This is a genomic window from Streptomyces yokosukanensis (genome assembly GCF_001514035.1).
Classification (GTDB): Bacteria; Actinomycetota; Actinomycetes; order Streptomycetales; family Streptomycetaceae; genus Streptomyces; species Streptomyces yokosukanensis.
In genome coordinates, this window is sequence record NZ_KQ948236.1 from 22578 (window position 1) to 43981 (window position 21404).

Below are 21404 nucleotides of genomic sequence, written 5' to 3' on the forward strand. Positions count from 1 at the left end.
CACACCTGGTCCCCCAGGCGGCATCTGCAGAGCCGGAGTCATTTTGTCCTCAACGACGAACACCGTCGAAGCCTGGCTGTCCGCGCGCCTTCCCGCCCACTTCGAGCAGGGCCGTGGCGCCGCCGTTCCGGTGCACGAGCGTCCATGGGCCAGCGTCTACCGTGTGCCCGTGGACGCCGGAGAGCTGTGGTTGAAATGCACCACGGGCCTGGCACGCCATGAGGCCTCACTCGTGGCCTTTCTGCGCGACCGCTTGGGTCCGGTCGTCCCCGAGGTGGTTGTCCAGGACGAGGCCGATGGGTGGTTCGTGACCCGCAGTGCGCTGACGCTACCGAGTGTGGACGGGGACCCCGACCGAGCCCGGCACCTCTGGGAAGCGGTTCTCGAACAGTACGGCGCGATGCAGCGCGAGATCGCGAAGAACACCGACGAGCTGATCGGCCTGGGTGTGCCGGATTTGCGTCCCGAGCGGCTGATGAGCCATCTCGACATACTCCTCGACGGGCCTGGCATGAACAGCCACGCAGAGCTGCTCCACCGGATCGCCGCCATGCGGCCGCAGCTCGAAGAGTGGTGCGCTCGACTGCGCGACACCGGCGTGCCCGCCAGCATCCAGCACGATGATCTGCATCTGGGCAATGTATTGCGCGAGTCCGGCGGAGCCGCCTTCGTGATCATCGACTGGGCCGACGCCGTTGTGACTCATCCCTTCGGGAGCCTGCTGTACCCCTTGTACGCCGCCCGTCGCAGAGGTGACACCCCGGCCCAGATGAACCGCCTCGTGGATGCCTATCTGTCCGGCCTGGGGCAGCCGGCGCGCAGCGCGGAAACCGATGCGACGATCACCGCGGCGCTGCGGTTGGCCAGCATCCCTCGGGCCCTGATGTGGCAGTCCTTGGCCGACATCACCGACCCAACGGCGCTGACGGACTACTACGGCTCGGGCGCACCGCGCTGGCTGGGCCGCATGGCTGACGGTACGTGGGCCCTGACAGGCACTGAAGAACACTCGTGAACAGGAACAGCGCATGACGAACGCAGCATTCGCGCGGACAACCCTGGAGGCGATATGGAAGGAGGTCCTGGGCGACGCCTACGCGTCGGGAACGCACGACATGTCCTTCTTCGAATTCGGAGGCAGCTCGATCCAGCTGCTGGAACTGTCACGACGCATCATGGCGGCCTTTGACGTGAAGATCCCGCTGCGGCAGCTCTTCGAGTTCTCCACCATCGAGCAGCAGGTGTCCTTGGTCGAGGGGTTGCGCGGGACGGGTGCCGAGGAGGTGCCGCCGCCTGCGCGGGGCGGCGCTCGCCCGACTGCTCATGGTGACCGGGCACTGGTCCCGCAGCAGGCGGTGAAGTTGAGACGGCTCAAGACGTCCAGCGGCGGGCGGCGCGTGTTCGCGGCTCTGCGCGTGGACGGCTCCTTCGATCCGCACCGCCTGTTCGACGCGTTCCGAGCCGTGGTGACGTCCCGCGACGCCCTGTGCGGCACCTTCGCCTGGCGGGAAGGGGAACCCGTCTGGCGCACTCTGCCCGCACAGGACATGCGCTTCGAAGCACCGCACGTCGAAGCGGTGAGCGACGAGGACGAGGCCCTCGCCTACCTCGCCGGACAGGCGGAACGTGAGCTGGCGCCCTGGGAGGGACAACTGGCCCGCCTCTCCGTCGCACGCGTGGACGAGACCACTCACTATGTCCTGATGGTGGTGTCCCACTTGGCGGTGGACGGCTGGTCGTTGGGCGTTCTCCTGGACCAACTGGCCCAGGAGTACAGCGGTGCAGCAGCAGATGTGGCGGACCTGCCGTCCTTCTACGACTGGGCCGAGCACTACAACAGCCAGATCGCTGAGCGCGGTGGCATGGCCGGTGTCGTACGGGACTGGCGGGAATACCTGGGGCCCCCCCCGTATCAGCGGGGGACACCGATGCCTCCGGCGGTGCCCGGTGCCGAGCGGGGCTGCACCAAGGCATACGTCCGGCTCGACGCCGCCACGACCCAGCTCCTCCGTCGTGCGGCGGCTCGCCACGATGCGACGGTGTTCAGCCTTCTGGTGGCCGCGCTGCACCGGCAGGAGTCCGATGGCTCCCGCCACGACCTGCAGTACTCCACCGCGACAAGTGTGCGGCACGAGCTGGGGTCCGAACATATCGCCGGGCTCCTGTCGGACGCTCGGGTCCTCGTGCGCTGCGTATCCGCTCCGGACACCCCCGCGGCCGCTGCCCTCGTAGAGACCGAGCGATCACGGCGGCAGGCTCTCGGCCTGCTCGCGCCGCCGTATCGGACATTGCGTGCCCACATGGGAGAGGACGTACTCGACGAGAGCACCACGCCGTACGTCGCGCTCAACCCGGCATGGCTGAGTACGCCCCGCAAAATGGGGTCCGCGATTGCGACGCCGGCCCCTTTGACAGCTCCTGAGGACTACCCGAAGTACGTGCAGTACTGGTGGACCGACGAGGGAGAGCAACTCGTCTGCACCTTGCGCGTGCCGTCCGACCGCTTCACCCCCGGCCAGGCGGACGCGTTGCTGAGGCGCACGGTGGACTCGACGCTCGCGTTCGCCCGCGCCTGCGACACCTGACCGTAAAGGGCTGCCGGTGAGGAGGCCGCTGAAACGCGGTCTCCTCACCCCCATGCCGATCAACCTCTGACAACCTGGAAATCGAGCCGGGGCAGACGCTCCGTCACATTACGGGTGTCGATCACGAGCGGCGCTCCCCCGACGAGCTGCTCCCAGTCAATGTCCGAATGGTCGACCAGGATCAGCACCGCGTCGTACTCCGCGGCCAGCCGGGTGCTCAAGGTCTTCGACTTGACGGCATCGGGGCCGACCGCGTTTTCGGGCAACTGCGGCACGTGGGGGTCGTGGTAGTCGACCGTGGCGCCCTCCTGACCGAGTAGCCGCATGATCTCCAGCGAAGGGCTCTCCCGGATGTCGTCCACGTCCCGCTTGTAGGCGACCCCGGCCACCAGCAGCCGGGCGCCCGTCAACTCCTTGTCATGCGCCAGCAAGGCCTCGGCCGTGCGCTGGACCACGTAACCGGGCATGCTTGAGTTGATCCGGCCGGCCAGCGATACGAACCGTGCCTCCATGCCGACCTGCCTGGCGTTCCAGGCCAGGTAGTACGGGTCCACGGGAATGCAATGGCCGCCGACTCCGGGCCCTGGGAAGAACGGGAGGAAGCCGAAGGGCTTGGTACTGGCCGCGCTGATCACCTCCCAGACGTCCAGTCCCATGCTGTCGCACATCATCTTCAGCTCGTTGACCAGGCCGATGTTGACCCACCGAAAGGTGTTCTCGAAGAGCTTGCTCACCTCGGCCGCACGTATGGAGGAGACCAGACGCACGCTTTCGAAGACCTGGGAGTACAACGCACGGACCGCTTCCTGACAGTCCGGCCCGTGGCCGCTGACGAGACGCGGTATGGATTCGAGGGCGAACTGCCGATTGCCGGGGTCGATGCGCTCCGGGGCGTAGCCGAGCAGGAAGTCCCGTCCGGCCACCAGGCCGCTCGCTTCGAGCAGCGGGCGCAGTACGTCTTCGGTCGTGCCGGCGAAAGTGGTCGACTCCAGCACCACCAGGCTGCCCGGCTTCAGCCTGGGGGCGATCGCCTGCGCAGCTGCCCGCACATGACTCAGGTCAGGCTCCGGATCGACCGTGTCACGCCGAACCGGTGTCGGTACGCACACGAGGACGCAGTCGAGGGTGGACACCACGTCGAAGTCGGTCGCCGCGCTCAGTCGCTGCGCCCTGACCTGTTCCGCCACTGCTTCACCGGGGACGTGCTCCAGATGGCTCTCCCCGCGGTTGATCTTCGCAACGCGCTCGGACTCGATGTCGATTCCGATGACGCGGAACCCTGCCTCGGCGAACGCCACGGCGTTCGACAGGCCCACGTATCCAAGACCGACTACACCGATGACGGCCGTGCGGTGTGTGATGGCAGAGATCAGCGCCTTTCCCGGGGTCTCGGTGATCATTTCACGGCTCCCTGTGCATCGCGCATGGCACGGATCAGCGAGGCAACACCGGTTTCCAAGTCGACCTCCGGCCGGTAGCCGAGCAGTCGTCGGGCCTTGTCGATGTCGGGTGACCGGTCCACCACGTCGGGGGTGTCGTCCCCGAGGAGGCGCACGGAGGAACGCGATCCGCTCAACTCAATGATCAGCTCCGCGAGTTCCCGAATGGTCAGCGCCGCGGAATCATTACCGAGGTTGAAGGTCTCGCCGAGTGCGGCGTCCATGGCCAGGCATCGATTGATTCCGTCGACGAAGTCGGTGACATGACACCAGGATCTGCGCTGCTTGCCGTCGCCGGTGACCGTGATCTCCTCGTCACGAAGGGCCCTGCTGACAAATGTGGTCATCGCGTTCCCCAGCGAACGATGTGGCCCGTAGACGTTGAAAGGCCGAACAATGGTCGTGGGGACTCCGCGCTCCGCCCGGTACGCCATGGCCAGGAACTCCGCGGCGACCTTGCTCGCCGCGTAGCTCCAGCGCAGCGAGTCGGTGTCGAGACGCAGGGAGGCCGTTTCCGGCGTGGCGTTCGCCTGCCGGCCGTAGACCTCACTGGTGCTCAGCACCACCGCGCGTCTCAAGTCACGTTGGCGGGCCGCGAAGTCGAGGCACAGCTGCGTACCACGGATATTGACGTCGAGGGTAAGCAGGCTCTCTCGCGCCACGCGCTGCACCCCGAGTACGGCTGCGGCATGCACGATGTGGGTGTAGTCGTCAGAGAGCTGTGCGAACGTCTCCGGTGCGGTGGCGTCACCGCGCGCGCACGTGACCTTTGGATCGTCAAGCAGTCCCAGTGCCTGAGCGGTGGAGCCCGGGGGCGTGCCGAAGTCTAGAAGTGTGACGGAGTTTCCGGCCTCCACCAGGCTTTTGGCCAGCGTGGCACCCACGAATCCCAATCCGCCCGTGATCAGGACACGTCCGTCTGTTATGCGGTTCAGAATGGTTGTGTTCCCCTCGTACTGGTGTGGATCGCCGACGTGACTCTGCGGTGCTCCGGGACCTGTCATGTCGGTCATCGGCCTGTGACCACCGCGCGCTCGACGCGATGGCGCACCATCTCGCGGACTTCCCTCGTACGCAGGTGGCGCATCCGCCGCAGATAGTCGTTCTGCTCGATCGGCTCACCTTGCCGCTGCTGGATCTGAGCGGTGTAGCAGAGAAATTTGCAGCACAGGAACAGCAGGGCCTCTGGGAAGACATCCGTGTCCGGCCGTGGACCCCCCGCCGCGACATAGGCGCGCAGCAACGCAGCGGCCAGGTCGAGGTCGATGACGTTGTCGGCCGGAGTGGAGAACTCCATGACGACCAAGGCCAGGTCGAGCAGTGACGATCCCAGGTAGGCGTCGTCGAAGTCAATAAACCCCACGAGATTGCAGTGCTCGTCGACCACGGTGTTCGCGAAGTACAGGTCCCCGTGCACCACTTGCCGCTCGGTGGGCGGTGTGAACAGCGGTGAGACCTCGGACCAGACGTCACCGACTTCGGCGGCCACTTCTGCGTCCTCGGCCTCAAGCCGCTTCAGCGCATCGTCCATCAGGCCACCGCAGAGCTGCTCCTCGGCGTTGTCCTTGCGTCCGTCCGGTACGAAGCCGTTCAAGAGCAGGCGCATCCGGGCGTACGCCGAACCAACCTGGGTGACGATGTCGTGAGCGAGTTCGTCCTGGGTCAGGGTTCGTCCAGGCAGGTAGGTCAGCACCGTGAAGAGCCGTCCTGCCAGTTCCCCCACCCGTTCCCCGTTGCGCGCGCACACATACCGGGGGACGGGGAACCCGGCGTCCCCGAGATGACGCAGCACGGACAGTTCGAGGTCGATCTCCTCGCGCCGACGATCTGCTGCGTAGAGGCGCAAAAGGTACGTGCCCCCGTCCGTGTCCAGGCGGTAGTTGGAGTTGACCATGCCCTCGCCACACTCGCGGAACTCCCGGACGTGGCCGAGACCGTAGGTGGACGCCACCGAGTTCACCTCGGCGGCTCCGACGACGGCCAGGCGGTTCAGTCTTGTGACCATGAGCCTTCTTCTGTTGGTGAATGAACTGGGCGTATGTGTCACCCGCGAGGGGCTGTCGGCGCTTCCACCGCGAGAAAGTGCGCAGACGCTCCCGACCAGCTTCGTTTGAATTCCTGGAGACTTTGCCGATGCGAATAACCCAGGTCCATCCGGCGGTCTCCGAGGTCTCCGAACTGGCTGAGCGCCGCGTGCATCAGCACGTAGTTCGGCGCGACGGCGGCGGCGTCGGACCGCCAGCCGTTGAAGAGGTACGCGACCTGACCCGCGAAGCGGATGAAGCCGCTGACCGCCAGCAATTCACCGTCCAGACGACAGGCGAGCAGCCATCCGAAGTCCTGTGCGTCGGCAGCCAGTGACGCGAGCAGGGGCAGGGGTGTCCGATAGGCGGCACCCACACGTGCCTGGGTCTCCCAGATGAGCTCAGCCGCCCGGTCCAGTTCCGCTTCGGTCAACGGTCCTGCGGTCAGTCCGACACGCAGCCCCTTCGCCACGGCACGCCGGGCCCGGACTCGGTAGCTCGGGAGCCGCTGGCCGGCGTCCGCCACTAGGGGAACCAGGTGTGTCGCGCGGACCTCGGCGCCGGACACCGCGCCAGCCGGAGTTCCGGGACCAGTTACCAGGCGCCTGCACGGTTTACCGAGAGCCTGCTCGACGGCCGCGATCGTGCGGACCTGGTCCGAGCAGGAGAGCGGCGAGCCGCTGGCGTCGAACACCCCGCCGTAGCCGAGGTGTCCACAGCAAAAACCGTCCCCGGCGAGCTGCCCGCCCTGCATGAGGGGCACATATCGAGGTGTGTGGTCGTCCACACGCAGGACGCGGAACGTACCGCCGAACGCGCGGGCGACCATCGAGCCCCAGCGACGGGTCTGGTAGGGACCGACGCCCGGCACCCCCGTGGCGGTCTCGTCCCAGTCGGCGGTCACGTCGGTCAGCCGCACCCGCCCGCGGCTAGGCACCCGGACTCCACAGCGTCAGCAGGGTCAGCGCCAGCACCTGGCAGTAGTCGGTGAGCTCTTCTCGCGTCACGTACTCGTCGGAGCTGTGGGCGCGGGTCAGACTACCAGGGCCGTAGACGATCGTGGGAATGCCGGCGCTCTCAAGCAGGCGCGCGTCGCAGGCGCTCGGGAAATCACCGCGTGCCAGTGCGACCCCACAGCTGCGGCCGCTGTCCAGAACGGTGTCACACCAGCGGGCGTCGTCGTGGGAGCTGCCGGGGAACGACAGTCCGTAGGACTCCAGTACCGGGGGCCTGCGCACGCCGGTCAGCCGGGAAAGCCGCGCCGCGAGCCGGTCCGTGACCTCATGGGCCGTGATCGTGGGCGGAAGGGCCAGTGTCACCTGGACCTCGCACGTCTCCGCCGGTACCGCGGCGTCGCTACCGCCACTGATCACCCCGTACATGACGTGACGCGTGCGGCTGGTAGATGCCGCCCGACCGGCGATCCAGTCGTCTAGCTCCTCCAGCTCGCGAATCACATCCGCGAGCACACGATGGGCGTTGTCGTACGCGTCGGCGAAGGCCATGTGGACCGGATCGCCGAAGCAGCGCACCGAGAACTGGTGAAAGCCGTAGGTCCGGTCGCACACGAGCCCGCCGGTGGGTTCGGCTATGAGGCCGACGTCAAAGCGGCGGTCGGACTCGGACAGCAATGCGGCGAGGGTGCCGTTGCCGCCGATCTCCTCGTCGAGCACCAGGTGCAGGGTGACGGCTCCTCGGGCCTCGGAGAGATGAGGGACTAGAGTCGTCAGAACCTGCACGTAGGCGGCGACACCACCGAGCATGTCGCAGGCGCCGCGTCCGATGATCCTGCCGTCCCGGTCGGCACCGGACCGCCATAGGCCGGGCTCCGCCCAGTCATGGGGCGCGGTCACGAAGTCCACGTCGACATGGCCGTTGAGCAGGACGTGCGGCCCTCCTGGGCCGAAGACGCGCTCAGCCGTGAGAAACCAGCGCTCACGGTCGGGATAGTCCGCGAACTCGGTACCGAGGGATGGTACGTCGACGTACTCCGCGGACGACGCGATCTCCTTCGCTGTGTGGCTGTGCATCCGTACCGAGAAGCCGACGGCCTCAAGCCGGGTACGCAGCAGATCGAGTGCGGCACGCTGTCCCTCGGATCCGTAGACCGGGTGGCAACGGATCAGGTCGCCCAGAAGACCGGTCAGCTCCTCCTCGCGGTCTTTCAGCGCGGTCAGCACGGCCTTGTCGACCACGTCACCGGGTCGCATCGGTTGGTCCCTCCTCGATCACCTGGCGGCACCAGCGCGCCACGGCGAAGACGTTCTCTCTTTGTGTGTAGTCCCGCTCGGCGATCTCCAGGGTGATCGCCTTCACGTGTGGCATGGCGGCCATGGAACGGAGTGCCGACGCGTACACCGGCTCGGGGACGTCCGCTTGCCAGGGGGGGACGCCCTCGGCGCAGACCCGGCCCCGGCTCGCGTCTGCGAATCCGGAGAAGGCGCTGAAGTGGAAGTGCCGCAGCGCCGACCCGAGTTCCTCGAAGTCGTCGAAAGACGGCAGTCCGACGTCCGGGTACCAGGACCGTGGCTCCAGGGATCCGGCAGCGATCCGCCGGGTCATTTCAACGGTGTAACTGTAGTGACAGAAGTCCCAGGTTATACCGACGTTACCGCCCACGAGATCCGTGTAGTCGGCGGGCACCAGCAGCAGGGGGTCGAGGTCCGTTCCGTCGTTCCCCGTCAGGGGCATGTTCTCCAGCCCGATCCACGGGCCGGCGCCGGTGAGCCGCTCGCGCAGGTTCGCCACTCGCTCGGCGAGGAGTGCCCGTTCCGCCGCGAGGTCGCGGCGCTGCCACTCGGCGACGGTCCGCCACCGGTTCGAGTGCAGCACGATGCCGTCCAGCCCGAGTTCACCGGCGCGCTCAATGGTCTCGTCGAGCCGTGCGCGCACCCACGGGTCGCCGATCCAGTCACAGTCGTTCACGGGGAAGTGGAAAGTGAACGACGGTGGGCGGTCGCCGCGGGCGATACGGCCGACCGTCCGCCACACCTGACGCCACGTCGCCTCGTCTTCGAGGTCGGCGCGATCGAACAGGGATGCCTCTGTGCCCAGCCCGTCCTCGGTCCAGCGCGGGTCGTACTGCACTGCCCGCGAGGCGAGGAAGGGAATGGACAGCACCGTGCTCACCTGGGCGCCTTCCGCACCAGGTCGCGCACGGTGTCGATCACCTGCTGCTGTTCGCCCTCTCCGAGGCCGAAGTACATAGGGAGGCTGAACGTGCCACGCATCACGTCGTCGCAGACGGGGAACCACCGGTCTCGGACCGTCGGCAAACCGGAGAAGGCCGGGAAGCGGTGCAGGGGCGTGTAGTGGACCTGGAGGCGGATACCCGCGGCAAGGAAGAAGTCGTACACCGCGGCCTTGGTCATGCCGAGCCGGTCCACGTTGAACTCGACCGGGAACAAGTGCAGGGCGGACAGCTCGTGCGGGTCGTCCGGGATACTGCGGATCGCGGGTGATGCCGACAGCTCCGCGCGGTAACGCCGCGCCATTGTGCGGCGGTGTGAGAGGCTTTCCGGCAGCCGGCGTAGTTGCACCAGGCCGATCGCGGCATGGATGTCGGAAAGCCGCAAGTTCAGACCCGGCTCATGGATTTCATAGGACCAAGGCTCGGCGGCCTCGGCGCCGGCGGTGTGCGGGCGCCGCATGTTGTGATTGCGGAAGGCCCTCAGCTTGTCGGCCAGTTCATCGTCACGCAAGGTCAGTGCACCGCCCTCGGCAGCCGCCACGGGCTTGGTCGGGTGGAAGCTGAAGGCGGCGGCCGTGCTCCCGGGATGCCCGCCCACCGGACGTCCACCCGGCTCGTAGTGGGCGCCGGCGGCATGGCAGGCGTCCTCGGCAAGCACCGCGCCGAACCGGTCGGCGACCGAGCGCAGGGCAGTCAGGTCGGCGGGTAGCCCAGCGAAGTGGACTGGAAACACGACGATCTGGTCGTATCGGGAGCCGATGCCGTGCAGCAGCTCCTCCAGCGACTCCGGCGCCATGTTGAGCGTGGCACGGTCGATGTCGGTGAACGCCACGTCATAGCCGAGCAGTCGGGCACTGGCGGGTACGGCGGCGAAGTTGAGCGTGGACGTGACCACCAGGCCGTTTCCGGCCGGCTTGCGGAGCATGGCCAGCAAGGCGTGGATCGCCGCGGTTCCGCTGGAGAAGCAGACAGCGTGCGGAGCGTCCATGGACTCTGCCAGCGCCTGCTCGAAGGCGGCCAGGGACACCCCGTTCGTCCACATGCCCGATTCGATGACCCGGGTCACTTCGTCGCGTTCCTCGGCCGTCCAGAACGGTCGGCTGTAAGGAATGGGGCCGGAAGATGTTGTCATCATCGGTCTCCGTCGGGTCGTTCCGGCCCTGCGTTGCCGACCCGGCTCTCCAGGTACCGGGTCCGGCCGTGCAGCAGCCCGGCCTGGCGCCACCAGGCGTCGGTGCCGGAATCACCGACCAGATTCTCGTCGCGGCCCGCGTACGCGGCGGGCAGGCTTCCGAAGTGCCGCAGCAGCGTCCAGCGGTCAAGAGTCGTCTCCTCACCGGCCGGCCATGCCCTGGCCAGCGGCGGGAACAGTTCCTCGCGGCGGATCGCACGGCCCGGGTGGGCCGACCGGATCTCCTGAGCCAGTTCGCGGATGCGATCGCGCACATTTGGGCCGGTCCGCTCGCGCAGCGCGGCGGCCAGGCCTTCCGGCCCGAGACAGATGCCGCCGTCGCGCAGGACGTCGACGGGCTCGTCGGCCGTATGGAAGAAGACCTCTATGCGATTGGTGCTGCCCAGGTGCGATCGGAGTTCCCAGCCCTGGCGGTCCCCCGGGTCGGCCTCACCCTTGGCATCGGCCATGAGGACGGAGCAAGGGACCGGAACCTCGCACGGGTCCGTGCGAAACAAGGCGAGGATGGCGGGTGACGCCTCGTAGAGCAGGTCGAACATTTTGAGCAGCTCGCCAGTGGCGGCGTTGAGCTGATAACGCCACACCTCCCGGACGACCGACTTCGTCATGACCACGGGAACAGCGAAGAACGGTTCCGTTCCGAGACGCGCGTAGAAGTCGAGGATGGTGTCCACCTTGCCGGCCGCGATGGCATCCGGGCGGAATATTCCCAGTCCGACGGTCTGCAGCGCCGCCGCCAGCTTCCCGTCATCCAGCTCCAGACCGGTGGCCGTCTCGTACAGGACCTCCCGGAACTGAGGCTCCCACGCGTAGAGCTGCGCCTTGTCGAGCCGGCTGGTCAGGTTTCCCCACGAGAAACGAATGACGGGATCCCTCTCCAGGAGGCGTTCCGCGTCGGTTCGTGTCATGTCCGTCATCTTTCTTTTCGAGCAGGGCTGAGCCGTGCGAGGGCTCTGACGAACGCAGATCCTCGGATGCCGTCCCCCTTGGGTACTGGGCGCGGCGGTGATTACGGCAGGGTGATCTCGGCCGCGGGATCACGCTGCCCCGGCAGACCGTCCGCTGCCATGACCTCCTCGATGAACGCGGATGCGGCCCGCCAGACGGATGCGGGGTGATCGACGGCCACGAAGTGTCCGCCCGGCACCGATGTGCCGGTGACTGCGGCTCCCCAGTCCCGCCATCGCCGTACATCCGCCGCGCCCAGGTGCTCGTCGTCCTCCCCGAGGACGACCAGAACGGGCGCGCCCAGGCCCGCTCTCTCCTTGGGCAGGGCCGAGAGGACTTCACAGTCGGCGCGCAGTTGGGGCAGGAGCAGTTCGAGCATCTCCTCGTCCTCAAACAGTCCTGGTGGAATACGCCAGGACGTCCTGAGCCAGTCGACGAACTGCGCGTCGGTCAGCCCCGAGGGGAGTACCGCCGCCGGCGCCACCGGAGCGGGTGCGCTGACCGCGATCAGTCCGGCTACCGTGATCCCCCTGTCTGCCAGTGCCTGCTGGGAGGCCAAGGCCAGGGAGGCACCACTGCAGTTCCCCAGCAGAAACAGCGGTCCCGAGCGTGACAGCTCGGCCGCGCTCCGGGTGATCTCCTCCAGGTAAACGTCAGCGCTGGAGACGGTGCCGGCCATGAACCGGGTCTCACGGCCGGCGAAACGCACGACTCCGGTTCTCAGCCACGGTGGTGACATCTGCTGCAACGCGTAGAGCGAGGAGACTCCGGCGCCGGCATGCGGGATGCAGAGCAGGGCGGCCCGATGTACGGACGCGTCGTGGCCCTGCGCCGCGAGGATCTTGCCGGTGATCGCGTCCTTTTCCGGTATCACGCGTTTCCTCCGTCAACGTATGGTGCGACCATCTGTCGCAGAGCCGTCACGTGCTCGGCAGCGAGCTGTTCCAGCAACGAGGCCGCAGCCGCCCCCTTCGCCCGTACCAGGCATCTGTGTGCGCCGGGGGCACCGTCCGTGCGGTTCACGACCTCGATGGTCAACGGGAAGCTGTTCTCATCGAACGCCTCGCTCGTCCTGATCACCGAGTGGACGGAATTCAGCACGTGGAAGTCGACGTAGTTGAAGAGAACGGGAGGCAAAGTGTCCGGCGCCGCCCCCAGTTGCACAGATAGCGGTGCGTAGCGTGTCTGCATCAGCACCCGTTCGGCGTCCCAGACGCGACGCGCCAGTTCCTCGGCCGATTCCCCCTGCTGCTGGGCGAGTCCGAGCAATCGCAGACGCACAAAGTAGCCGATGCAGGTGTCACCGCCCGGCAGGTCGGGACGCCCTGATACGGGAACACAGGCGCTGAGGTGCTTCGCCGTGTCCGTCTGCGTGGCCTTCATGTGAGCCGCGACGAACACCGACTTCAGGGGGACACCGGCCGCCGCTGCGAACGCCTTGGCCGCGTCGATCAACCGGTCATCCACAGGCACGCCGCTCTCCTGCGTGGTGCCGGTCATCGATACCGCCCACGAAAACACCGGGCGCAGGCTCGGGCGGGCGGGTGTGAGGGCACCGGCCGACGCCAAGGCATCCATGTCCCGCGTCTCCAGCTCCGGCAGCGCGGCCAGGACCTTGAGGTGGTCGCCGAAGCGGGCCGCCAGGTCTTGCGGCCGGCGCAGGCCCAGGCACAGGTCGTACAGGTCGCGCAGTAGCACGCTGAGGCTCCAACCGTCTGTGACGACGTGGTGAGCGACCAAGGCCACGGTGAAGGAGCCGTCTTGCAGTCTGCCCACCCGGAACCGGAACAACGGCCCTGCCGTGAGATCCATGGGTTCGGCGCGCCGTTGCTCGATCCACCGGCGTGCCCGCGAGACGGCGGCGTCATTGGAGTCCGCCGAGTCGTCATGGCTTGTCACGCTGACGGACGCGTCGCCGCTCAGGTCGAGTTCGCCCTCGGAACGGTCCAGACGCAGGCGTGCCCGCAGCACAGGGTGGACGGTGGACAGGAACGCGATGCGCTCGACGATGTCGTCCAACGTGCAGGAGAGGGACACGTGGTGGAGCAGTCCGTCCTGGTACGCACCGGACGACGACTTCGACCACTCGTAGACGATGCCTTGCTGAGCCCGTGTCAGGGGGAGCACGACGATACCGGGGGTGACGGGTTCGGCGGTCGTCCCGGCACGCGCCGGCTCTGGGGAGCGCTCGTGCCAGAGCTGGGCAAGGCCGCGGACCGTCGTCGTGGTGAACAGATCCCTGAGCGTGAGCCGTTCCCTCAGCTGCGGGGTGGCGGTGAAGACGGTGGTGGCCAGAATGCTGTCTCCGCCCAGAGAGAAGAAGTCCGCGTCAGGTTCGACTTCGTCAGTAGTCAGCGACAGGGCCTGCGCGAAGGCCGCGATGAGGGTCTCCTCCACGCCTCGGGCCGCGTCAGACGCTTCGGTGGCCGGTTCGTCGGCCGTATCGGTCCAGGGCGAAGGCAGCCGGGACGGGTCCAGCTTCCCGTTCGCCGTCAGAGGGAGCTGGTCGACGCGCACGAAGTGGGACGGGACGAGATACGGCGGCAGCAGCGCGCGGGTCTGCTCGCGGAAGTACCGGACCGGCCGCTGCGCGGCGTGCTCGTCGGGCCGTACGTAAGCGACGAGCCGGGGCTCCCGCAAGACCGGGTGCGGCTGGGCGAGGACGACGGCATCGCCTACTCCGTCGACTCGGGAAACCGCCGCCGCCACCTCTTCTGGGGCGACGCGATGGCCACTGATCTTCACTTGGTGATCGGCGCGCCCGCAGTGGTACAGGACACCGGTACGTGGATCCACGCGTCCGAGGTCACCTGAGCGGTAGAAACGCTTGGATTCGCCGTTCTCGCCGGGGAGGTTCACGAAGGCGCGCGCGGTCGCCTCGGGGTCGTCGAGATACCCGACGGCCAGACCGTGGCCGCCGACGAACAGCTCGCCCGTCTCCCCCGGCTCCAGGAGCCGGCCGTCGGCGTCCCGCACAGTGACGCTCCTGCCGGTCAGGGCGTGACCGACGGGAACCTGGACGTCGGCGAGGGAGTCGTCGCCGAGGACATGGAAGGTCGAGTGCACCGATGTCTCGGTGATGCCGTACATATTGACCAGGCGGGGTGCCGTGAGGCCCTGCCTGCTCGCCCACGGTTTCACCGTCGCCGACGGCAGGGCCTCACCACCGAAGATGACATGGGTCAGGTCTCTGCTCGACGTCGCCATGTCGAGCAACCGGGCATCGGTGGTGATCCGCCGGAATGAGGACGGGGTCTGGCTGAACACGTTTACGCGCTGCTCGACCAGGAACCGGCACAACGCCTCGGGGTCGGCGACCGTTCCGGGCTCCGGAACGGCGACGCATCCTCCGGTCAGCAGCGCACCCCAGGTTTCCCAGGTGGAGTAGTCGAAAGCCGGCGAGTGGGTCCAGCTCCACACCGCGCCGGCCGGGATGGCCAAGTCGGTGGTGGCCGCCGTGACCAGCTGGGCGACCGCGGCGTGATCGATGAGAACGCCCTTGGGCTCTCCGGTCGAGCCGGAGGTGAACATCGCGTAGAGAACGGCGTCGTCCGTTACGTGGAGGGTGTCCTCGGGTGCCGGAAGCACGCTTTCGACGGGCTTGACGTCGTCAAGGTGCAGCGTCGCCGTGCCCGCGTCGAGCACGGCGGCTCCGGCGTCGTCGACCACCACGCACACGCAGGAGGACCGCTCCACGACAGTGCGGAGCCGCTCGGAGGTGTGCCGTAGGTCGAGCGGTACGTAGGTCGCGCGCAGCTCAGCGGCCGCGATAATCGTGCTGAGAAACCAAGGACCCGGCAGGGCCGCGATGGCCACTCGGTCCCCTGCCCCCACGCCTCGCAGCCGCAGCGTCGCCTCGACAGCCTGAGCCGCCTGCGCCAGCTCCGAGTACGACATGGTGCCTTGTGCCGTCCGTACCGCCGGGGCATGCGGGCACGCGGCCGCGCGGGAGTAAAACATGGCACTGAGAGTGCGCAAGTCAAGAGCCTTTCCGTTGGGACCTCAGATGGCCTGGCAGGACTGCGCCAGCAGCTCGGCCGTCTGGAGGCGGTAGATGTCACGCACGGAGCACCGCAGGCCCGCGTCGCGCAGCATCGCGGCGAGCCTCATGGCGTCCAGGGATGAGCCTCCGAAGTCGAAGAAGTTGTCCTCTTCTCGGAGTGTCGGCGCACCGAGGACTTCGCGCATGCACGTGAGGACGACACCGGCTTCGCCGGAGGGGCGTTCCGGCTCCGCGGCCAGCGCTGCCTGCTGTGCGGGCTCGGCCGCAAGTCGGTCCTGGAGGACGCTTGTGTCGACCTTGCCATTGCCCGTCATGGGCAGCGCGGGCAGAACGACGATGCGCGACGGAACGAGATGGTCCGGCAGGGCGGCGGAAAGGGAGACACGCAGGGCCTGCGCGGTGAGGGAGACCCCCTCATCAGGAACGACGATGGCGCCGAGGTACTTGCCTCGCTCGCCGCCGTCCAGGACGCCGACGGCGACATCCGCTACCCCGGGCTGCTTCCGGATCGCGTGGTCGACCTCGCCTGGTTCGACCCGGAAGCCCCGGATCTTGACTTGCTGGTCGGCTCGGCCGACGAAGTTCAGTCCGGCGTCCGACCAGTAGCCGATGTCGCCCGTACGGTACATGCGCGCGCCAGGGGCTCCGAACGGGTCAGCGACAAAGTTGTCGTGCGCTTCTGGGTCGGCGGAGCGGTAGCCCATGGCCACGCCGTCGCCGGCGATACAGATCTCACCGGCACAGCCGGGCGGCACCGGCTTCAGTTGCCGGTCCAGTACATAGACGCGAGTGCCCGCAGTGGGGCCGCCGAGTGGTAGCCGCTTCATGCCGCTCAGATCCGTCGAAGCGTCGATGGCGAGGGTGGTGGCGAACGTAGTCGTCTCCGTCGGGCCGTACTGGTGCCGGACGACCAGGTCAGGGCAGGCGGCCAGCACGTCCCGGACGGCTTCGACGGTCACCACGTCCCCGCCGGCGAGCACCGTCTTCAGGCCTGCGAAGCAGGACGGGTCCGTCTGGGCGAGAACGCGGAACAGGCCCGCCGTGACAGCCATCGCCGTGGCCTGCGACTCCTTGACCAACCAGCGGTAGTCCGCCAGGTCGAACTGCCGGTCGGGCGCGATGAAGACGGTGTTGCCGCGTGTGAGCGGCACCCATATCTCGTAGGCGGCGGCATCGAAGCTGTGCGGCGCGTGGAAGACGACCACCTCGTGTCCGTCGTCGAAGTCGGGGTCCGCCGTGAACGACAGGAGGTTGGCGTGGGTCAGGTTGATGGCTTTGGGGGTACCGGTCGTACCGGAGGTCGTCATGACACAGAGCAGTTCGTCGGCGCGGACACCACCGCCTGGTTCGGTCGTCGCGGGCGCGTCACCCGTAGCAGTGCCGTCAGGACCTTCTGTCAGCCCTGCCAGCGACAGATGGACGACTCCCTCGACCTGGGGCGCGTCGCCGTCGGTGACCAGCCACCTGGCCCCCACGGCAGTCGTCAGGTTCCGCAGCCGTTCAAGCGGGGTGGCCGCGGCCAGGGGCATGTAGACGGCGCCCAGGCCCGCGACAGCGAGCATCGTCTCGACAACGGCCACGCCTCGGGGCAGGGCGAGGGCCACCACCTGCCCGGCCCGGACGCCACGGGAGTGCAGGCCGGCGCGGAGGGCACGGGTGCGCCGCATCAGTTCCGCGTATGTGATGGTGGAGTCGGTCGTGCGCAGCGCGACGGCCGAAGGCGACTCACGCTCCCACCGCGCGACAGCGTCCCACAGCGTCGCTGCCGAAGGCTCACTGCGTGCCCCTGTCCCACGCCGGACGATGGCCTCCCGGTCGGCGTCCGACAGCAGAGCGAAGGAACCGACCGGTTCGTCGAGGGCTGCCTGAAGAGAGTCGAGCAGCACGTGCCAGGAGTCGACGAGGGAGACGACCAGATGCTCCGGAAGGACCTCGTGAGCGAACTCGGCGGTGCCGGTGAGACGGCCGTCCGACACGCTGAAGGACACAGCCAGGTCGAAACGGGCAACCCCCAGGTCGATCGGCGTCGCGGTGCACCGTACGCCGTCAACCGACCCGAACCAGTCACCGGCCTCCTCATTGACGACGAGCATCGTTTGCGCCAACGGCAGCCGGGAGGCGTGTCGTTCCGCGCCAGCCAGCGCGACGATGCGGTCGAAACTGCAGTCCGAGTGCTCCAGGGCCTCCAGCAAGAGATCCTGTACCGACTTCACGAAGTGGCCACCCGGAAGCGCCGGGTCGACGTTCATACGCAGGGGCAGCGTGCTTACATGCATCCCGATGGCGTCGGCGGAGTCCTGCCGATGACGGCCGGAGAACGCGGTGGCCACGACCACGTCGTTCTGACGGGCGAAACGGCTCAGGACGACCGCGAAACTGGCGAGCAGTACGGAAGTGACGGTGCCGCCCGTGCGGCCAGCGACGGCCTCGACGCGCGCCAGCAGATCCGACCAGTCGAACCGGTAGGTGCGTCCGGCGCCGCTGAGCGCCTCCGGCCTCTGCTCCGGGGAGAGCTCCAGCGACGGCGGCGGACTGCTGAAGACCTCCAGCCAGTAGGCCACCGCCGCGGCACTCGGCTCCCGCTGCGGGGGTGCTGTGAAGCGATAACGCGACGAGTCGATGGGCTCGCCGGTGTAAGCGGCTTCCAAACGGCGCATGAACAAGCTCCGCGAAGCTCCGTCGAACACGACGTGATGCGCGACCGCGGCGAGCGTTACGCGGCCCGCCGAGTGGCGCAGCACCGCGCACCGGAAGAGCGCCTCGCCCTCGGTGAAAGGACGGGCGCACAAGTCCTGGACAATGGCCTTGGCCTGACGCTCGGCGTCCGCCGGTGACTCACTGGTGAGGTCCAGGAACATGGTCCTGGGAGGGTCCCCGACCGGGACGGTCCAGTAGACCCCGTCCCGACGGGCGAGCGCGCTCCTGAGCGCAATCTCGTTCGCCACCACGGTGTCCACCGCGTGACACAGGCGTTCCGGATCGACCTCCCCGGTCAGCTCGAACAGAAGCGGTACGTGGTAAACGGGTTTGCCATCAGCGAACATCTCCTGCATGAACAGAAGCGAGGCCTGTTCCGGTGACAGGGGCTGGATGTCTTCCTGCGGCTTGTCGGTCTGCCGTTCCGCCTCGGCCGTCTCGCGCGCCGCTTCCACCGCTAGGGCGAGTGCGCGCGGGGTGCGGTGCCGGAAAGCAGTGCCGGGGGGCAGAGCAACGAATGCCGCCTTCTCGATCGCCGCCATGACCCGCAGCGCGCTGAGCGAGGTGCCACCGATGGTGAAGAAGTCTTCGTCGCGCGCTATTTCACCGCACCCGAGCACCTGTTGCATGATCTCGCCGACGAGTCGCTCGGTCGGCGTCACCAGGCCCGCGGTAGCGTGCCGTGACCGCAACGGCACGAAGGTACCCGCCGCGAGCGCCTTGCGGTCAACCTTGCCGCTCCGGTTCAGCGGGATGGAATCGGCGGACCAGTAGCGTGCCGGAACCATGTAGTGCGGAAGGTTGTCATCGGCGTAGGCCTGTACGTCCTCCACCGTGAGCTCCGGCTCGCGGGCCGTGATCCAGGCATGCACCTGCAAACGTCCGAGACTGTCGGGAACAGCCGCGACAGCGACGTCCGCAACCCCCGGGTGGCGGCGCAACAGAGCCTCGACTTCATCCAGTTCGATCCGGAAGCCGCCGGCCTTGACTTGGGAATCCCTGCGCCCCAAAAACTCCAGTTCTCCCGTGGCCCCCCGGCGCGCCATGTCCCCGGTCCGGTACATCCTCAGCTCGCCGGAACCCCACGTGCAGGGGACGAACCTGTCGGATGAAGCCTGCGCCTCGCCCAGATAGCCCGCAGCGACCGGCAGGCCGGCGACGGACAGTTCACCCGGCACACCCGGCGGCAGCCGACGGCCGAGCGCGTCCAGCACCTGCACCTGGGCACCTTTGATCGGCGTCCCGAGAGGTATCCTCCCAGGGACGTCCGCCGCGCTCTCGTAACGTCGGGTGGTCACCCAGACCGTGGTTTCGGTGGGGCCGTACACGACCGTGACGGATCGGCCTTCGACCGCTTCCAAGGTGGTGCGTACGACCGCCGGGTCGACGACGTCGCCCCCGGTGAAAATCTCGACGGGCCCGTCGATCAGGCTGATGTCGTCCGCGGCGAGCGCCTGGAGCAGGCCGATAGTGACCCACGCGGTGGTGACACCGTGTTGCCGCATGAGCGTCCCCAGCGTCCGGGGAGTGACCCGGCCGGGCGGCGCAACGACCACGCGGTCACCCCTGATCAGGGGGGCCCAGACCTCGAAGGTGGTGGCGTCGAAGGACAGAGACGAGTAGTGGACGAACACCCGGCGGTACTCGCCGGGAAGGTAGTCCGCTTCCAGTGAGAAGTTGAGGACGCTCTCGTGCCTGATCCCCACAGCCTTGGGAACACCGGTGGAACCAGAGGTGTGGATCACGTGGGTGAGCTGGTCGCCGGTGATCGCTTCGTACGTCGAGGGTGTTTCGCCGCCTGGGTGACCTGGCGGGGCGTCGGTGACGAAGCCTCGGATCACCCGCAGGCCCGGTAGACGCCGGGCGAGCGACTCCTCGGCTCCCTCTTCACCGCCGTGGACGCGGTCCGCCTCGCCCTCGACCAGGACGGTGTCCGAGCCCAGCGCCGAAAGAGCCTGCACATCACGCTGGTTGAGCTGCTCGGCGTCGAAGCAGCTGTAGGCGGCGCCGACACGCATCACGGCAAGCATCGCGACGATCTCAAAGAGACCGCGCCGTGTCACGATCGGAACGATGGCACCGGCGCGGACTCCCGCCGCTCGTAGCTGCTCCGCCAGGACGCTGGAGAAACGTTCCAGCTGGCCGTACGTCGTGTCGCCTTCCTCCGTCGTCACCGCGACCAGGCCCGGATCCTCGGCGGCATGTGCCAGTACTTGGGCAACGATGCTCGAGTCAGCGAACTTCCGGGAAGGCTTCCTGTTCAGGCCGTCCTGTATCTCCGCGTCGGCCCGCCGAAGCAGGTCGATACTGCTGATCGTGCGGCCAGACACGTCGGCCCAACGGGCGCAGCACTCCTGGATCTCTTGTTTGATGGAATCCAGCGGCACACGGATCGCATAGGACTCCGAGGCCTGGAGGGTGAGCGTGGGAATATCTCGCCCTGTGAACCGGTACCGCACGGTCAAGCCCTCTGCCGGAGTGTCGATCTGGTCGATGCGCTCCGTGAACAGTCGGAATCCCAGCGACTCCGAGGAAGTGATGTCGCCCTGAATCACCCAGTCGACGCTTCCGCGAATGAAGTCCGCAAGCCGCCCGGCCCGTTCAGAGAGAGTCTCACCGCTTCGAGAAGCGAAGGACCGCCCTGAGTGGCCGATTGTGAAGTCGTCACCACCACCGGTACGCCATTGCAAGACCGTGAGTACGACACTCAGGAGCCGCGCCGACCCGTCGCCTTCTCCGGTGCTTCCATCCTGCGGTGGTATGACGGAGCGTCGGCCTCCAACGGCGTCCTCGCAGAAGCAGTCAGGAACCAGGACGACCTCGGTCACTTGCAACCCCAATCTCCCCCCGCAGCAACCCAGTTGGGGCACCACTCAGGTCCGACTCTTGACATCCCGGCAGCGCCGGAGCCGCCATGGAGCGATGATCATACTCACGAACGACCGCCTCCTGGAGGGTGAACTCCGACACTTCGGCAGGGCGGATGGGTCACCCCTTCACAGACCGTCCCCACATTGAGCACTGCGCCCGATATGTACCGATATCACACTTGCTTGGGTCATTTTTTACTCATTGTCAACCTCGGAAAATGGCGAGATTTGCCGCATATCGGCGACTGCACTTGAACGCAGATTCCCGGTGAGCACCCGCCGCCATGACTCCTGCCACTCGGGCCGGCAGGAGTCATGGCGTCAGACCGAAAGGAAAGGGCGCTCCGGACGCAACATGCCGGACAGGATGCACTGAACTCACGAAGGAACAGCCCAAGCCCACTACGAACCAGTCGCTGTGAACTTTGCCTCGACGGTGCCGCGGCAGGATATTCG

Annotated in this window: 13 protein-coding genes; 2 read left to right on the forward strand and 11 right to left on the reverse strand. The window is 67.4% G+C overall.

The annotated features are described in order from the left end of the window. Positions 1-169 precede the first annotated feature (169 nt). Both AQI95_RS41470 and AQI95_RS41475 read left to right on the forward strand, forming a co-directional pair. The gene (locus AQI95_RS41470; RefSeq protein ID WP_159056692.1) at positions 170-1015 is read left to right on the forward strand and encodes an aminoglycoside phosphotransferase family protein; all 846 of its coding nucleotides are present in this window, start codon (positions 170-172) and stop codon (positions 1013-1015) included. A 13-nt stretch (positions 1016-1028) separates the two neighbouring features. Beyond that, positions 1029-2585 (forward strand): condensation domain-containing protein, encoded by a 1557-nt coding sequence (locus tag AQI95_RS41475; protein WP_067136330.1) that lies wholly within the window; start codon positions 1029-1031, stop codon positions 2583-2585. A 59-nt stretch (positions 2586-2644) separates the two neighbouring features. On the opposite strand, the gene AQI95_RS41480 is transcribed toward AQI95_RS41475, so the two are convergent. The 11 genes from AQI95_RS41480 to AQI95_RS41530 form a co-directional block, all read right to left on the reverse strand. Continuing rightward, positions 2645-3985, reverse strand: coding sequence for a nucleotide sugar dehydrogenase (locus AQI95_RS41480; protein ID WP_067136332.1), 1341 nt, complete (start codon positions 3983-3985; stop codon positions 2645-2647). Further along, positions 3982-5037 carry an NAD-dependent epimerase/dehydratase family protein gene (locus tag AQI95_RS41485; RefSeq protein WP_079071921.1) on the reverse strand — a complete coding sequence of 352 codons (1056 nt, stop codon included), beginning with the start codon at positions 5035-5037 and terminating at the stop codon, positions 3982-3984. The genes AQI95_RS41480 and AQI95_RS41485 overlap by 4 nt, the downstream gene beginning before the upstream one ends. After that, positions 5034-6029, reverse strand: a complete 996-nt coding sequence (locus AQI95_RS41490) for a phosphotransferase (protein ID WP_067136334.1) — start codon at positions 6027-6029, stop codon at positions 5034-5036. The genes AQI95_RS41485 and AQI95_RS41490 overlap by 4 nt, the downstream gene beginning before the upstream one ends. Before the next feature lie 38 nt (positions 6030-6067). Continuing rightward, on the reverse strand, positions 6068-6967 hold the full coding sequence (locus AQI95_RS41495; RefSeq protein ID WP_159056694.1) for a GNAT family N-acetyltransferase: 900 nt from the start codon (positions 6965-6967) through the stop codon (positions 6068-6070). A gap of 10 nt (positions 6968-6977) precedes the next feature. Then, positions 6978-8258, reverse strand: a complete 1281-nt coding sequence (locus AQI95_RS41500) for a M20 family metallopeptidase (protein WP_067136338.1) — start codon at positions 8256-8258, stop codon at positions 6978-6980. Then, the gene (locus AQI95_RS41505) at positions 8245-9177 is read right to left on the reverse strand and encodes a TIM barrel protein (RefSeq protein WP_067136340.1); all 933 of its coding nucleotides are present in this window, start codon (positions 9175-9177) and stop codon (positions 8245-8247) included. The genes AQI95_RS41500 and AQI95_RS41505 overlap by 14 nt, the downstream gene beginning before the upstream one ends. Further along, on the reverse strand, positions 9174-10373 hold the full coding sequence (locus tag AQI95_RS41510) for an aminotransferase class I/II-fold pyridoxal phosphate-dependent enzyme (RefSeq protein WP_079071923.1): 1200 nt from the start codon (positions 10371-10373) through the stop codon (positions 9174-9176). Before AQI95_RS41510 ends, AQI95_RS41505 begins: the two co-directional genes overlap by 4 nt. Further along, complete coding sequence (locus AQI95_RS41515; RefSeq protein ID WP_159056696.1) at positions 10370-11338, reverse strand: hypothetical protein; 969 nt, start codon at positions 11336-11338, stop codon at positions 10370-10372. The genes AQI95_RS41510 and AQI95_RS41515 overlap by 4 nt, the downstream gene beginning before the upstream one ends. 101 nt (positions 11339-11439) lie before the next feature. After that, the gene (locus AQI95_RS41520; protein ID WP_067136344.1) at positions 11440-12252 is read right to left on the reverse strand and encodes a thioesterase II family protein; all 813 of its coding nucleotides are present in this window, start codon (positions 12250-12252) and stop codon (positions 11440-11442) included. Continuing rightward, on the reverse strand, positions 12249-15338 hold the full coding sequence (locus AQI95_RS41525) for an amino acid adenylation domain-containing protein (protein ID WP_079071924.1): 3090 nt from the start codon (positions 15336-15338) through the stop codon (positions 12249-12251). The genes AQI95_RS41520 and AQI95_RS41525 overlap by 4 nt, the downstream gene beginning before the upstream one ends. Before the next feature lie 42 nt (positions 15339-15380). Beyond that, the gene (locus AQI95_RS41530; protein ID WP_067136346.1) at positions 15381-20633 is read right to left on the reverse strand and encodes a non-ribosomal peptide synthetase; all 5253 of its coding nucleotides are present in this window, start codon (positions 20631-20633) and stop codon (positions 15381-15383) included. Positions 20634-21404 lie beyond the last annotated feature (771 nt).

What these genes read in the sequence shown, in the direction of transcription:
- AQI95_RS41525 (WP_079071924.1), bottom strand. Translation starts at nt 15,338, where the DNA reads ATGTTTTACTCCCGCGCGGCCGCGTGCCCGCATGCCCCGGCGGTACGG.
- AQI95_RS41490 (WP_067136334.1), bottom strand. Translation starts at nt 6,029, where the DNA reads ATGGTCACAAGACTGAACCGCCTGGCCGTCGTCGGAGCCGCCGAGGTG.
- AQI95_RS41500 (WP_067136338.1), bottom strand. Translation starts at nt 8,258, where the DNA reads ATGCGACCCGGTGACGTGGTCGACAAGGCCGTGCTGACCGCGCTGAAA.
- AQI95_RS41515 (WP_159056696.1), bottom strand. Translation starts at nt 11,338, where the DNA reads ATGACACGAACCGACGCGGAACGCCTCCTGGAGAGGGATCCCGTCATT.
- AQI95_RS41485 (WP_079071921.1), bottom strand. Translation starts at nt 5,037, where the DNA reads ATGACCGACATGACAGGTCCCGGAGCACCGCAGAGTCACGTCGGCGAT.
- AQI95_RS41480 (WP_067136332.1), bottom strand. Translation starts at nt 3,985, where the DNA reads ATGATCACCGAGACCCCGGGAAAGGCGCTGATCTCTGCCATCACACAC.
- AQI95_RS41475 (WP_067136330.1), top strand. Translation starts at nt 1,029, where the DNA reads ATGACGAACGCAGCATTCGCGCGGACAACCCTGGAGGCGATATGGAAG.
- AQI95_RS41510 (WP_079071923.1), bottom strand. Translation starts at nt 10,373, where the DNA reads ATGATGACAACATCTTCCGGCCCCATTCCTTACAGCCGACCGTTCTGG.